Annotated in this window: 10 protein-coding genes, 4 tRNA genes, 1 rRNA gene and 1 pseudogene; 12 read left to right on the top strand and 4 right to left on the bottom strand. The window is 49.2% G+C overall.

Features of this window, described 5'->3' with window-relative positions:
• The 6 genes from rrf to H6A12_RS10510 form a co-directional block, all read left to right on the top strand.
• A 5S ribosomal RNA gene (gene rrf, locus H6A12_RS10535) occupies positions 1 to 106 on the top strand; the annotation flags it as partial.
• A 155-nt stretch (positions 107 to 261) separates the two neighbouring features.
• A tRNA-Ile gene (locus tag H6A12_RS10530) sits at positions 262 to 338 on the top strand.
• A 19-nt stretch (positions 339 to 357) separates the two neighbouring features.
• Positions 358 to 433, top strand: a tRNA-Trp gene (locus H6A12_RS10525).
• A gap of 3 nt (positions 434 to 436) precedes the next feature.
• A tRNA-Asp gene (locus tag H6A12_RS10520) sits at positions 437 to 513 on the top strand.
• Between the two features lie 2 nt (positions 514 to 515).
• A tRNA-Thr gene (locus tag H6A12_RS10515) sits at positions 516 to 591 on the top strand.
• A 65-nt stretch (positions 592 to 656) separates the two neighbouring features.
• A complete protein-coding gene (locus H6A12_RS10510) occupies positions 657 to 1,115 on the top strand; it encodes a GNAT family N-acetyltransferase (protein WP_204447665.1) in 459 nt (152 codons plus the stop codon).
• A gap of 55 nt (positions 1,116 to 1,170) precedes the next feature.
• Here H6A12_RS10510 and H6A12_RS10505 read toward each other — a convergent pair.
• The 4 genes and pseudogenes from H6A12_RS10505 to H6A12_RS10490 form a co-directional block, all read right to left on the bottom strand.
• Positions 1,171 to 1,904, bottom strand: a pseudogene (locus H6A12_RS10505) (exodeoxyribonuclease III).
• A gap of 18 nt (positions 1,905 to 1,922) precedes the next feature.
• A complete protein-coding gene (locus H6A12_RS10500; protein ID WP_204447664.1) occupies positions 1,923 to 3,749 on the bottom strand; it encodes an ABC transporter ATP-binding protein in 1,827 nt (608 codons plus the stop codon).
• A complete protein-coding gene (locus H6A12_RS10495; RefSeq protein ID WP_243415488.1) occupies positions 3,746 to 5,575 on the bottom strand; it encodes an ABC transporter ATP-binding protein in 1,830 nt (609 codons plus the stop codon). The genes H6A12_RS10500 and H6A12_RS10495 overlap by 4 nt, the downstream gene beginning before the upstream one ends.
• 194 nt (positions 5,576 to 5,769) lie before the next feature.
• Positions 5,770 to 6,426: a manganese efflux pump gene (locus tag H6A12_RS10490; protein ID WP_204447663.1), complete on the bottom strand. Its 657-nt coding sequence runs from the start codon at positions 6,424 to 6,426 to the stop codon at positions 5,770 to 5,772.
• Positions 6,427 to 6,549: 123 nt separating this feature from the next.
• On the opposite strand from H6A12_RS10490, the gene H6A12_RS10485 reads away from it, so the two are divergent.
• The 6 genes from H6A12_RS10485 (at position 6,550) to glgA (ending at position 14,702) form a co-directional block, all read left to right on the top strand.
• Positions 6,550 to 7,197 (top strand): M48 family metallopeptidase, encoded by a 648-nt coding sequence (locus H6A12_RS10485; RefSeq protein ID WP_204447662.1) that lies wholly within the window; start codon positions 6,550 to 6,552, stop codon positions 7,195 to 7,197.
• 62 nt (positions 7,198 to 7,259) lie between these two features.
• A complete protein-coding gene (locus H6A12_RS10480; protein WP_204447661.1) occupies positions 7,260 to 8,642 on the top strand; it encodes an MATE family efflux transporter in 1,383 nt (460 codons plus the stop codon).
• A 340-nt stretch (positions 8,643 to 8,982) separates the two neighbouring features.
• Positions 8,983 to 10,905 carry a 1,4-alpha-glucan branching protein GlgB gene (gene glgB / locus H6A12_RS10475; RefSeq protein ID WP_204447659.1) on the top strand — a complete coding sequence of 641 codons (1,923 nt, stop codon included), beginning with the start codon at positions 8,983 to 8,985 and terminating at the stop codon, positions 10,903 to 10,905.
• A 3-nt stretch (positions 10,906 to 10,908) separates the two neighbouring features.
• Positions 10,909 to 12,087: a glucose-1-phosphate adenylyltransferase gene (locus tag H6A12_RS10470; protein WP_204447657.1), complete on the top strand. Its 1,179-nt coding sequence runs from the start codon at positions 10,909 to 10,911 to the stop codon at positions 12,085 to 12,087.
• Between the two features lie 42 nt (positions 12,088 to 12,129).
• Positions 12,130 to 13,257 (top strand): glucose-1-phosphate adenylyltransferase subunit GlgD, encoded by a 1,128-nt coding sequence (gene glgD / locus H6A12_RS10465; protein WP_204447655.1) that lies wholly within the window; start codon positions 12,130 to 12,132, stop codon positions 13,255 to 13,257.
• The gene (gene glgA, locus H6A12_RS10460) at positions 13,257 to 14,702 is read left to right on the top strand and encodes a glycogen synthase GlgA (protein ID WP_204447653.1); all 1,446 of its coding nucleotides are present in this window, start codon (positions 13,257 to 13,259) and stop codon (positions 14,700 to 14,702) included. Before glgD ends, glgA begins: the two co-directional genes overlap by 1 nt.
• Positions 14,703 to 14,793 lie beyond the last annotated feature (91 nt).

Here is a 14,793-nt window from a genome sequence, read left to right as displayed (position 1 = left end):
TGGCGGTGAGGATCCACCTGTTCCCATCCCGAACACAGAAGTTAAGCTCACTAGCGTCGAAAATACTTGGCTGGAGACGGCCTGGGAAGATAGATAGACGCCGTCACAATGTTTGACAGTGCGTTGTTTCAAACGAGACAACGCATTTGTTGAATCTTGATTCTTCACATAGAATCAATGAAAATGAAAAGATTTCTCTTGACATTTTTGGTTCTGTGTTATATAATATTTCATGCAGTTCCGTGGTAGGCGGACAAATTCGGGCCTTTAGCTCAGTTGGTTAGAGCATCCGGCTCATAACCGGACGGTCTAGGGTTCGAGTCCCTGAAGGCCCACCATTATTGCATGATCGTTTATAGGGGTTTAGCTCAGTTGGTAGAGCAGCGGTCTCCAAAACCGCGTGCCAAAGGTTCGAGTCCTTTAACCCCTGCCAGTTGGCCCGCTAGCTCAGTTGGTTAGAGCGCTAGCCTGTCACGCTAGAGGTCGTCGGTTCGAGCCCGATGCGGGTCGCCATTGCTGATATGGCTCAGTAGGCAGAGCACGTCCTTGGTAAGGACGAGGTCACCAGTTCGAATCTGGTTATCAGCTCCAAAAACAGCGTCAGAACTTTGTTCTGACGCTGTTTGTTTTTATTGACACAAAAGAGGGAGTATCATATGAACATCATACAACTGGACAAAACATACGCCGATGGATTTTTGCATTTGCGGATGCAATTATTCCGCGAATTAGGTGAACTTCATGAAGATGCAGATTATGAAGCACTGCAAACCGCCACCAAAACATACTATCTTGACCACGTTAATAAAGATTTGTTCAGTTGGGGCATTCAAGTGGAAGGTCAGCTTGTGTCAATCGGTTCATTATGTCTGTTTGAGAGGCTTCCGTATGCGGAAGATTTGTCTGGACGGGAAGGTTATATTTTGAATGTTTATACGCATCCGGATTTCAGAAACCGTGGATTCGCCGGTCAGATTCTTAAAACCATTCTGGCATATAGCGCAGAGTTGGGATTGAAGCGGCTGTGGCTTAGCAGCAGCACACAAGGAAAATCACTCTATGGGAAATTGGGATTTTGCGAAAAAAATCATGAAATGGAATATTTCTTGGAATAAAAATTGTTTGAATAGAAAAGGCTGCTCATATATGAGCAGCCTTTTTTCGTTGTGCTTAGTCGAGTGATATCGAAAGCGTCACCGGGCAGTGATCGCTGCCTAAGATGTCTGAACAGATGGTCGCTTCTTCTACTTTGTCAGCGAGCCGTTTGCTGATGAGAAAATAGTCGATGCGCCAAAACGATAACTCCACCAGGAATATGCTTCGGTACGATCAGGATACAATAACCGGAACGTATCCACAAAGCCTGCATCGAGCAAAGACGTGAATTTCTCACGCTCTTCGTCGGTAAATCCGGCGTTTTTGCGGTTTGTCTGTGGGTTTTTCAGATCAATTTCCTTGTGTGCAACATTGAAATCCCCGCAGACAATGACGGGCTTCTGCTCATCCAGTGCACAAAGATACGCACAGAACGCATCCTCCCACTCCATGCGGTAGGAAAGCCGCGCAAGCTCTGCCTGCGAATTCGGCGTGTAGACGTTTACCAAAAAGAATGCAGGGAATTCGAGCGTGATTACGCGTCCTTCTGTGTCGTGCTCCTCTTTGCCAATACCAAGATGAACAGAAAGCGGCTTGTGCTTTGAAAACACAGCAGTGCCGGAATAGCCTTTGCGCTGTGCACTATTATAATAAACATCATAGCCCTGCGAATCAAACGATGCCTGTCCCTCTTGCATTTTTGTCTCCTGAATGCAGAAAAAGTCAGCATCCTGCTCACGCAGTACATCGAGGAATCCCTTCTCAAGACAAGCGCGCAGCCCGTTTACGTTCCATGAAACAAATTTCATTCCGTTTGTTCCTTTCTTTTATTCCGCCAGTGTGCGCTCGCTCATTTCGCGTGCAAACTGGTTACGGTATAATGTGTTATAGTACCCTTTCTGCTGTAACAGTTCTTCATGGGTACCCTGTTCCACAATTTTACCATCGCGCACCACCAAAATCAAGTCAGCCTTGCGGATCGTGGATAAACGGTGTGCAATCAAAAATGAGGTGCGGTTCTTTAGCAGATGAGAGATCGCGTCCTGAATGAGCTGTTCTGTTTTGGTGTCGATCGAGGACGTTGCCTCGTCGAGCACAAAAATACGCGGATCAGCAAGCACAGCACGTGCAAACGAGATGAGCTGCTTTTCACCGGTAGACAAACGGTCGCCGCTTTCGCCAACGTCCGAATCGTAGCCGTTTTCCATCGAGAGAATCAAGTCGTGTGCCGAAACAATCTTGGCAGCTGCTTCGATTTCCTCCTCGGTGGCATCAAGACGTCCGTAACGGATGTTTTCACGGATGGTGCCCGAAAACAGATGCGGATTTTGCAGAACATAGCCCAGGTTGCTGTGCAGCCACAGCTGCGAACGTTCTTTGTAGTCCTTGCCGTCAATCAGCACACGGCCGCTTGTTGGCTCGAAGAACCGGCAGGCGATGTTGACAAGCGTCGATTTACCTGCACCCGTTTCACCGACGATTGCGACGGTTGTACCGGCTTTGATATGGAGATTAAAGTGCTCCAAGATATACTCCTCGCCGTCCGGGTATTTAAACGTCACGTCATCAAACGTGATGTCACCTTTGATCGGTTCCCAGTTTTCGCGTTTGGGCGAAAAAGTGTCGCCGTATTTTTCGATGACTTCCGGCGTGTCGACGATGGTCGGCTTTGTTTCGAGCATGTCGGTGACACGTTCGATGTTTGCCTGCATGGAAATCACGTCTGCAATGATGCGGGCGAGCTGCTGAATCGGTTCAAAAATCGTCAGCGCATACGTAAAAAAGACCGATAACGTGCCGTAGTCCATGGAGCCGAACGTCACCATCGAGCCGCCCTTTGTGAGCACGACGGCAACCGCAAGCGAGCTGCACGTTACGATGATCGGAATATAAACTGCATTCAGTGCAGTGGCGTGCACGGAGGATTTGTACATATCATGTGCAACACCGGAGAATTCCTCCGCGTTTTTATCCTCGATGACAAGTGTTTTGGATGTCCGCGCACCGGTGATTCCTTCGTTGAACACGCCGGTCATCGTGGAGTTCAGCTTCCGGATTTTGCGGTTTAAGTTTAAAATTTTGCGCTGAAAGTAAACCGTCAGCACCGCAATCACCGGTACCACAATCATAATGAGCAGTGCCAGCTGCCAGTTTAAAAACAGCATCGATACAAACGTGCCGAGTACATACGCCAAGCACCACAGCATATCCTGAAGACCCCAGCCGATCAGACCGCCGATGCGGTTGGTATCGCTCATGGTACGCGCGAGCATATAGCCCACCGGTGTGACGTTGTAGTAGGAAAACGACAGTGTTTGCAGATGAACGAACGTTTTTTGTTTTAAGTCACGTCCTAAGTACATCTCGATTGAGATCGCTGCACGGCAGAACAGCACAACCAATGTGCATTCGAGGATGATTACCAGCAGATATAAGATGCAAAACGGCGTGAGGGTGGAAAGATTCTGCTGTTCAATAAAGTGGGTAATCGCATAGCGCTGAAACAGCGGATACGAAATGGAGATTCCCGCGCACACAAGCTGTGCGGTCAGCAAAAAGGCAAGACGCGCACGGTATGGACGCAGAAACGGCAGAAGCTTTTTCCAAACCCCAAGATGAAACGACTGACGGTCGATTTCTTTGACTTCCGTCATGGAGTCACCTCCTTGTTGATGTTTGCAAGCTCTTCTTCGAGCGTTCCTTGAATTTCATAGATTTGGCGGTAGACGCCGTTTTCTTTGCACAGCGTTTCATGCGTGCCGGACTGGACGACGCGGCCTTTTTCCATCACAAAAATGCGGTCCGCATTCATCAGTGTTGTGATGCGGTGCGAAATTAAGATGGTTGTCCGTTTGTTGGTGGCCTGTTTTAAAGCCGAACGGATTTTTGCGTCCGTTTCGGCGTCCACAGCGGAAAGAGAATCGTCAAAAATCATGATCGGCGCTTCCTGCATCAGCATTCTAGCAATCGCAACGCGCTGTTTCTGACCGCCGGAGAGTGTGACGCCGCGTTCGCCGACGACAGTGTCATATCCCTGTGCAAATTCGCAGATCGCTTCGTCAACGGCTGCCACGGAAGCACTGTGCCGGATGGCGGACAGCTCATTTTGAAGCGATGTAATGCTGATGTTTTCGCGGATTGTTTTCGAGAACAGGAAGGGTTCCTGTAATACAAAACCGATGTGCCGGCGCAGATAATCGCGGCGGATGTTTCGGATGTCAACACCGCCGATGGTGATAGTGCCGCAGTCGTTCGGCAGATCGTAAAGCCGGTCGAGCAGGTACATGAGCGTCGATTTTCCGCTTCCCGTCGCACCGAGAATGCCAACCGTTTCGCCTGCGTGAATCGTCAGGTTGATGTCGTTCAAAACCGGATTTACACCGTGATAATCAAACGAAACATGGTCAAACACAATATCTCCGTCAAGCGGCGGACACAGTGCGTTCGGGTCGTCGTCTTCCTCCGGCTCGTTTAAGATTTCATTTAAACGGCTGATGGATACGCCGGTCTTGCTCATTTCGGAGAGAATGCGGCCAAGGCTTCGCACCGGCCACACGAGCATGGAGTTATACGCAGAGAACAATAAAAAGTCACCGAGTGTAATCGAACCTGCATATGCTTCGAGCGCACCTAAAATGACAATGACCATGACCTGAATTGCGGAAACGAGGTCGCCGATGCCCCAGTAAAACGAGAGCCAGTGACCGAGCTTGATCCAAAGTGCGGAAAACAGGTTGTTTTTCTTTTCAAATCGGTCGATCTCATAGGCTTCCCGGCCGAATGCACGCACCACGCGCACGCCGGTGAAATTTTCCTGTGCAGCGGCAGATAAGTCGCCTTCCGCTTCGTCAGCCTTCCGGAAGTTTTTCGAGATCTTTGCATAGAACACACCGGAATAGAGCATGACAACCGGCACAAACGCTGTCGAAATCCAGGAGAGCTTCACACTGATGCTGAACATCAAAAGAAGCGACAGCGCAATGAGAAAAACAGTGCGGAACATCTCGAGCAGCTGTGCGGACAAAAAGCCGCGAACCACCTCAACGTCAGAGGTACAGCGCTGAATGATGTCGCCCGTCTGATGGGTGACATGCCAGTGATAGGAAAGCTTCTGCACATGGGAAAACAGCCGGTTGCGCAGCCGCTCGATCATGCCTTCCGAGGCTTTTGCCATCGTGTAGCGGCAAAGATACGTAAACAGTCCCGATAAGACCGAAAAAACCATCGCCATAATTGCACAGGCGATTAAGTTTCGCATGGTATCCTGCTTGTCCGGCATTAAAATCGACGTCAGTACAGCGGGAAGCGCACTCGGCTGATCGCCGAGGACTGTGTCGATTGCAAAACGAATTACCTGCGGCATCAGGTAGTTGAATACGATTGATAAAATCGTCGTGACCGCAGAGGTAATCAGCAACAGCCGGTATCCGTCAGACAGGGAGGAGAGCATCGAAAACGGATTGGATGAAGGTTTTTTCAAAAAAACGCCTCCTTTTAAAAAAACGTATACGCTGCTTCGTGAGCACAGCAGCATCAGATGAATTGTGCGGCAAATAGGCTGCCGCAAGTGCTTCCACACCTAATAGAATAGCAGATAATTTTTATTTGTAAAGATACTTTTCAAATATTCCTACAAAATAACTGCTGTTTAGTCGATATCTTTTGAAATATTCTCTATAATTTGAGGAAAACCCGCAGGCATGCCAATGTGAGCAGCAGTGCACCCGAAATGAATCCGCATTCAAAATGAAGCGCAGTCCCTACACGTTTTCCGATCAGATTGCCAAGGGAAAATGCGGCAAGTGTAAATAAAAAGGAGAAGAACACCGTATGACAGACGCTCACCGCGCCTACACCACCGCCGATGCCTGCCGCCGCGCCGTCGAGTGAGAGTGCCAGTGCCAGCGCGACCGCTTCTTTGGCAGAGATGGTTTTGGAATGATCGGAGTCGGCGGCAGCGCTGTCTGCACAGATATGCAGGATCACGCGCAGGTCAAAAAAGCGGAACTGGAGCCGCCGGGACAGCGACGGATGACAGCGGATGAGCTGTTTTACAGTGCTGTCGCAGAGCCGTACGCACGCAACAGTGCACAGCAGACAAAATGACACAACGCCTGCGGCAGAAGCCAGAACTGGCATTGCCAGTGCACCGAGAAAGACCGCGCCGCCCGTTACCAGCGTGCAGACGGATGCGATTACCAACAGCGAACCAAACGGCACCTTGATGCGCGATGCACCGTATGAAAATCCGACCGCCAGCGTGTCAGCCGATACAGCCGCCACAAGCAATGCTGCGTGCAGCAATGTATGTAAATCAAAAAAAGCTTCCATCAAAACGCCTCACCTTCTTGTTTTAGTCTATGCAAGGCGGCGTGTTTGCGTTTACTTTCGATGCAATTTATGTTACACTATATCAGGCTTGGCGCATTGAGACGGAAAAGAGGGCGGAACAAAATGGAATATACATTGATTCGGTCGGCAAGAAAAACGCTTGCAGTCGAAATCAACAGACAGGGCGAAGTGATTGTCCGCGCCCCCAAAGCGATGTCACACCGTCAAATTGAAGCGTTTCTTTGTCAAAAGGCGGATTGGATTGCACGCACGATAGACAAGCAGAAAGAAACGTACTCCCCGCCTGTACCGCTTGCAGAACACAGCACGGTGTGGCTGCTTGGCATACCGCGAACGGTGACGTTCGGCGAAACGCGGTGCTTTTGTGCATCTCATGTGGTGGTACGCGATGATGCGCCGATTGACACACAGATTCGCGCACTTTTCATGAAAGAGGCGAATGCGTACTTAAAACAGCGGACCGCACTGCTCGCAGAGCAGCTTGGCATTGCGATCTCGGGCGTAAAAATCACATCTGCGAAAAAGCGCTTCGGCTCGTGTTCCTCGAAAAAAGGAATCTGCCTGTCGTTTCGGCTGATGTCCGCACCGGAAGCGCTCATTGATGCGGTGATTGTGCACGAGCTGTGCCATACGGTGCATATGAATCACGGAAAAGCGTTTTATGAGCTGCTTTTGCGCCTCTTGCCCGATTATCGGGCGCGGCACAAGGCACTGTGTGAAATTTGGGCGCCGCGCTTTTTTGACTGGTGACTGTGCAGGTGCGATTGCTCAGTGTATAATTTTAAAAAGTAAGGAAAAGGAGTTTTCATTTTATGAAGCATGCGATTGATTTGACACGGGGAAATATTCTCGCCGTCTTAACAAAGCTTGCCATGCCGATTATGGCGACATCGCTGATTCAGATGGCGTACAACCTCACCGACATGATCTGGATCGGCCGGCTTGGTGCAAGCGCGGTGGCAGCAGTCGGCTCTGCGGGTATGTTCATGTGGCTGGCGAGCGGGTTTACGACGATTGCCCGTACCGGCGGACAGGTCATGACCGGCCAGATGCTCGGCGCAAAAGAGCAAGAACGGGCGTCGCTGTATGCGCAGAACGCCTTGCAGTTCGGCATTGTGTTCGCACTGCTGTATACCGTGGTGCTTGTGGCATTTGCAAAACCGCTCATCGGCTTTTACCGCTTCAACGAAGCATCCACCGTGCGGGATGCCATCATTTATTTGCAGATTGTGGGCGGCGGTATGGTCTTTTCATTCGTCAACATGATTTTCACCGGACTTATTACGGCGGCGGGCAACTCCAAAACACCGTTTCTTGCAACCTCGGTGGGCCTTGTGGCAAATATTATCCTCGATCCGGTGCTGATTTTCGGCTTTGGCCCGATTCCTGCACTCGGTGCTGGCGGTGCGGCGATTGCAACCGTCGGCGCACAGATCATCGTGACGCTGATGTTTGTGCGTTATTGCCTGCGTGATTCGCTGTTAAAGCGCGTGCGGCTGTTTTCCCGTCCGGACGGCGCGTGTATCAAAGATATTGTACGCATCGGACTGCCGTCTGCTGTGCAGGAAATGATTTTTGCAGGTGTTGCGATGGTGATTGCGCGCATGGTTGCGTCGTTTGGCGATGCGGCAGTTGCCGTACAGCGTGTCGGCAGCCAGATCGAGTCGATTTCCTGGATGACCGGTCAGGGCTTTGCGTCGGCGCTCAGCTCGTTTATTGCACAGAATTACGGTGCAGGCGACTTTCACCGTGCCAAAAAAGGATATCATACTGCGGTGTCCATCATCATCGGCTGGGGACTGTTTTCGACGGCGCTGCTTGTGTTCTGTGCAGGCCCGCTGTTTCAAATCTTTATCCCCGATGAAACGATTCTGCCGATGGGAATTAGTTATCTTGTAATTCTCGGTTATTCGCAGGTGTTCATGTGTGTGGAGATCGTTGCATCCGGTGCATTTTCGGGTTTCGGAAAAACGCTTCCGCCTTCGATTGTCGCAACGCTTCTGACAGCGGCACGTATTCCGGCGGCAATGTGGCTGTCTTCGACTGCGCTCGGACTCGACGGCATCTGGTGGAGTATTACCATTTCGAGTATTTTAAAAGGAATCGTGCTGGCGATTCTGTTTTGGATGTATGAACGGCGGCTTGCGCGTGCAATGCCGCAAAGTAAACAGGAACAATCGACTGTGTCGATCTGAAAAAAGGCAGTGCTTTTTCTAAAAAAGCACTGCCTTTTTAACGTCCTTTTTACGAAAGAACAAAAAACCACAAAAAAATAAGCAAATTTTTTGTATTTTTCGCATTTTGCTATTGTAATATATGGATAAACAGTGCTATAATATAAGAAACAATTATGGGCATTATACCGAATCGCGAAATTGCCTGTAATCATGCGGAATCCGGGTTTTTTAAAAGCCCTTCCGGTTCTGCTCCGCAAAACAAGAAAAAACAGGTTCTATTTTCTCTTTTGTCTGCATATATATATAAAAGCGTTCAAAAGCAAAAAGGATTTGTTTTTTTGAAGGATGGTGAATGATCATGATGACAAAAAAAGAGCTTTTCCAGGATGATGTGTTTTTGTTCAATACTGGAGAAGCACAGCGTGCTTATCTGATGATGGGCTGTCATAAGGTGGAGGAAACAGGAGAATATCGCTTTTGTGTTTGGGCACCGAATGCCAAAGGCGTCAGTGTCGTCGGTGAATTTAATGACTGGGATCCAGACAAAAACCCGATGGAGCCGCATGAAGGCGGTTTGTTTGTCGCTTATGTCAAAGAGGCAAAGCACGGCGATATGTATAAATATCTGATTCATGGCTATGACGGACAGGATTATTATAAAGCCGATCCGTTTGCATTTTACAGCGAGCTTCGTCCGGGAACGGCATCGCGTGTGTATGATCTTGCCGATTATGACTGGACGGACGAGAAATTCTTAAAAAAACGGGCGCGCACCAATTTGCAAAGACGTCCGGTTTCGATCTATGAGATGCATCTTGGATCGTGGCGCCAGCATGAGGACGGCAGCTTCTTTACATATCGTGAAACGGCCGACGAGCTTGTGCCGTATTTAAAGAAAATGGGCTTTACCCATGTGGAAGTCATGCCGCTTACTGAGCATCCGTTCGATGGTTCCTGGGGCTATCAGGTCACGGGATATTACAGCATCACATCGCGTTATGGTACACCGGAAGACTTTATGTATATGGTGGACAAACTGCATGAAGCAGGCATCGGCGTGATTCTTGACTGGGTGCCGGCACACTTCCCGCGGGATGCACACGGACTGCGCCGTTTTGACGGTACTGCGCTGTTTGAGCACGAAAACCCGATGCAGGGCGAAATGCCGCAGTGGGGTACGATGCTGTTTAACTACGGCCGCCCGGAAGTACAGAGCTTTTTGGTGTCGAGTGCGATGTTCTTCATGGACGTATACCACATCGACGGTATGCGCATTGACGCAGTCAGCTCAATGCTTTACTTAAACTTCTGCAAGGAAGACGGTCAGTATGTGCCGAATAAATACGGCGGAACCGAAAACCTTGAGGCGATTGCATTTCTCAAAAAATTAAACAGCGTGCTTTTAACCAACTATCCGGGTATCATGATGATCGCGGAGGAAAGCTCGGCATATCCGCTGGTGACAAAACCGCCGTATGATGGTGGTCTTGGTTTTACATTCAAGTGGGACATGGGCTTTATGAACGATTCGCTTAAATATATGGAAACGGATCATCTGTTCCGCAAATATAAGCACAACAACCTGACATTCTCTATGCAGTATGCATTTTCAGAGAACTATATCCTGCCGTTCTCGCATGACGAGGTTGTCCACGGCAAGCATTCGATGGTGGACAAGATGTTCGGCGATTACTGGCAGAAATTCGCATCGCTCCGCGCGTTCTATGGCTATATTTTTGCACATCCGGGCAAAAAGCATCTGTTCATGGGCGATGAGTTTGCACAGTTCATCGAGTGGAATTTTGCAAAAGAGCTCGACTGGTTCCTGCTTGACTATGACTCGCACAGAACCATGCAGACATATATGAAAAAACTGAATGCGTTTTATCAGAAGCACCGCGCATTTTATGATATCGAGGACAGCTGGGAGGGCTTCGACTGGATCACGGTCGATGATAAAGATAACAGCGTCATTGCGTTTATGCGCATTTCCACACCTTGGCGCGGCAAGGTGCAAAAAATTGTAAGTGTCACGAACTTTACGCCTGTTGTGCATTACGATTATAAGATCGCAATGCCCACGACCGGTGTGCTTCGTGAGATTTTAAACAGCGATGATCCTTCGTTTGGCGGCAGCGGTGTCAAAAACCTGCCGGAAATCGAAGTCACCGCAGATCCGTTCCATGGCAGGGAGGCAAGTGCATCAATCACGCTTCCGCCGCTGGCAACCGTATATTTCATGTTTGACGAAGATCAAACAAACAGGAAACAGGGGGATTAAACCATGAATGTGAAGAAAAGATGTGTCGCAATGCTGTTGGCCGGAGGTCAGGGCAGCCGCTTGTATGCGCTCACGCAGAATCGTGCAAAACCGGCCGTTCCGTATGGCGGAAAATACAAAATTATCGACTTTCCGCTGTCGAACTGCATCCACTCCGGCATCGATACCGTCGGTGTGCTGACCCAGTATGAGCCGCTTGAGTTGAACGCATATATCGGCAACGGTGCAACATGGGATCTTGACTGCATGTCGGGTGGTGCATATGTGCTGCCGCCGTATGTCAAAGGTAAAAAAGGCGAATGGTATTCGGGTACTGCAAGCGCAATCTATCAGAATATCCACTTTATCGAGCAGTATGATCCGGATTATATTTTGATTCTGTCCGGCGACCATATTTATACAATGGACTATGAAAAAATGATCGATGCGCACGAGAAAAAAGGTGCGGATGCAACGATCGCCGTTATGGAAGTACCGATGGCAGAGGCTTCCCGTTTCGGTATCATGAACACAAACGAAGAAATGCGCATTGTGGAATTTGAGGAGAAACCGCCGGTTCCGAAAAACAACCTGGCTTCCATGGGCATTTATGTGTTCACATGGGCAAAACTGAAAGAATATTTGATCGCAGACAACCAGGACCCGAACTCGTCGAACGACTTCGGCAAAAACATCATTCCGAACATGCTCAACAACGGCGAGAAAATGTATGCATATCTGTTCTCGGGCTATTGGAAAGACGTTGGAACAATCGACAGCCTGTGGGAAGCAAACATGGACCTGCTTGCTGAGGAGCCGGAGCTTGATCTGCGCGATGATAACTGGAGAATCTACGGCAGAAACCTCGTACTTCCGCCGCACTTTGTCGGTGACAATGCTGCTGTGAAAAACAGCATCATCGGCGATGGCTGCACCGTTTTGGGCACAGTCGAAAACTCGATTCTGTTCCCGAACGTCACCGTTGAGGAAGGCGCAGTCGTCAAAGACAGCGTTGTCATGCAGCACACGATCGTCTGCAAAAACAGCTCCGTCACACGCGCAATCGTTGACGAAGACGTTACCATTTGCGAAGACGCTCAGATCGGCGGCGAAGGAAAAATCACCGTTGTCGGTTCAGAACTTACCATCCCGAAAGGTGCGGAGATCAAAGAGGGCGAGATGCTCTATCCTCGTGCGAAATAATCGGGTACGCGATAGATTGTAAGATAAAGGTGGAACAACGATATGAGAAAAAATGTATGCGGCTTGATTTATGCCGGCGAAGAAAACCTGAATCTCCGCGAACTGGTCAATAAAAGAAGTGTTGGTGCACTTCCGGTTGGCGGCAGATACCGCGCAATCGACTTCATCCTCTCGAACATGGTCAACTCCGGAATCCGCAATATCGGCGTGATTCCGCGCAGAAACTATCAGTCCATGATGGACCATCTGGGCTCCGGCAAAGAGTGGGACTTAAACCGTAAAGACGGCGGTTTGATCATCATTCCGCCGTATGATACCAGCGAAAACTATGGTGCACATCAGGGCACGATTGATACACTGCAGGGTGCAGCGCCGTTTCTGCGCCGTGCACCGCAGAAATACTGCCTGCTCGCAAGCTCCTGCGCTGTCTATACCGAGACCTATGACAAAATGTTTGAATTCCATATGGAAACCGGTGCAGACATCACATTGATGTACAGCGTACAGGAAAACGCAAGCGCAACACTCGACCGTTTCTCCGACGTTCGCTTTAAAACAGACGAAGACGGCCGCGTAGTTGATATGAAAACACACGGTACCGCAGGCTCGTACGATAAAATGTCCCTGGGCATTTACCTGATCAAAAAAGACCTGCTTCAGTACCTGCTCGATGACGCTGCTTCCCGCGGCAAATACAACATCGACACCGACATCATCATGAATCACCTCGATACGCTCAAAATTTATGCGTATGAGCACAAAGGATACGTCGGACAGCTCCGTTCGGTTGCTTCCTACTTCAGCACCAACATGGATCTGCTCAAACGCGACGTACAGGAAGACCTGTTCGGAAGCGGTACAAAAGTATACACCAAAATCAAAGACGAAGCACCGACCCGTTACGGCAAAGATGCAGTTGTCAAAAACAGCCTGATCGGCTCCGGCTGTATCATTGAGGGTACCGTTGAGAACTCGATCATCTTCCGTGGTGTTACCATCGCAAAAGGCACCGTTGTCAAAGATTGTATCATCATGCAGGCAAGCGAAGTGTATGCAAACTCGCAGCTGACAAACGTCATCCTCGATAAGAAAGTAACCGTTCGTCCGAACTCGGTATTGGCGGGCAGCCGTGAATATCCGGTGATTATTCCGAAAGGAGCGAATGTCTGATGGCAAAAAAACCGGTGGCATCTGTTCTGATTGCCGGTTCGGAGTGTGCGCCGTTTGCAAAAACGGGCGGCTTGGCCGACGTCATCGGAACATTGCCGCGTGATTTGATTGCGCTGGGTCTTGATGTGCGCGTGATGATCCCGTATCACAGCATCATCAAGAAAAAATACGGCGAAAAAACAACACACCTGACCGATTTCTGGATTCACCTTGGCTGGAGAAGCCAGTATGTCGGCGTGGAAGAGCTTGTCCACGACGGTGTGACCTATTACTTGATCGACAACGAATATTATTTCGGCGGTCCGATCTACAAAGGCGGCGAAGCGGAAGGCGAGCAGTATGCGTTCTTCCAGCGCGCGCTGCTTGAGTCGCTTGAAAAAATCGACTTTATTCCGGATGTTCTGCACTTAAACGACTGGCAGACCGGCATGATTCCGATGCTGTTAAAAACACAGTATCAGAAAACAGCACTCAAAGATGTAAAAACAGTATTTACCATTCATAATATGATGTATCAGGGTACATACTCGTTTGGTACGGTGCGTGATTGGTTCAATGTCGATCCGTCGTATTATAATTCTGAGTGCCTGGAAGCATACGGCTGTGCAAACTTCATGAAAGCGGCGCTGGTGTTCAGCGATAAGATCAATACAGTCAGCCCGACGTATGCGGATGAGATCAAAACGGCATATTTTGCATATGGAATGGAAGGCATTCTCAATGCAAGAAGCCGTGATCTGGTCGGCATCTTAAACGGCATTGACGTTGAGGCGTTTAATCCGGAAACTGACAAATTCTTGAAACATCATTTCTCCGTTGATGATTTGAGCGGCAAATATGAGAATAAGAAACTTCTCATGCGTGATCTTGGCTTGACGGTTGATCCGTCTACACCGCTGATTGGCATGATTTCGCGTCTGACCTCGCAGAAAGGCTTTGACCTTGTGATGCGCGTGTTCAACGAAATCATGGAAGAGGATGTGGCAATCGTTCTGCTCGGCACAGGTGATCCGATGTACGAGAGCTTCTTCCGTGGAATGGAAGCATCGTATAAAGGCCGCGTCTGCTCGTATATTGCATATGACAATGCGCTGTCGCATCAGATCTATGCAGCGAGCGACCTGTTCCTGATGCCGTCGAAGTTTGAGCCGTGCGGTATTTCGCAGATGATTTCGCTGCGGTACGGCACGCTGCCGATCGTCCGTGAAACAGGCGGATTGCGTGATACAGTGACCCCGTACAATGAATTTACGGGAGAAGGTAACGGTTTTTCCTTTACAAATTACAACGCACATGATATGCTTGAAGTAATTCGGCTTGCGCTTCGTACAATCAGTGATCCGAAAACACGGCTTAGACTGATTGAGAATGCGATGAAAGAAGACAACAGCTTCATTGTATCTGCGAAAAAGTATCGTGATTTGTATCTGAGCTTGTTGGACTGATCCTGTGAAGTGAACGAGAAAAGGCCGGAGAAGATTCTCCGGCTTTTCTTTTGTTTTTGGTATGGATGATAGATTTGAAATATTGGGGGAC

It is taken from the genome of Merdimmobilis hominis (assembly GCF_016901855.1).
Taxonomy (GTDB): domain Bacteria; phylum Bacillota; class Clostridia; order Oscillospirales; family Ruminococcaceae; genus Paludihabitans.
The sequence above is the reverse complement of the archived record's forward strand: the minus strand, read 5'-3'. Positions and strand labels throughout refer to the sequence as shown.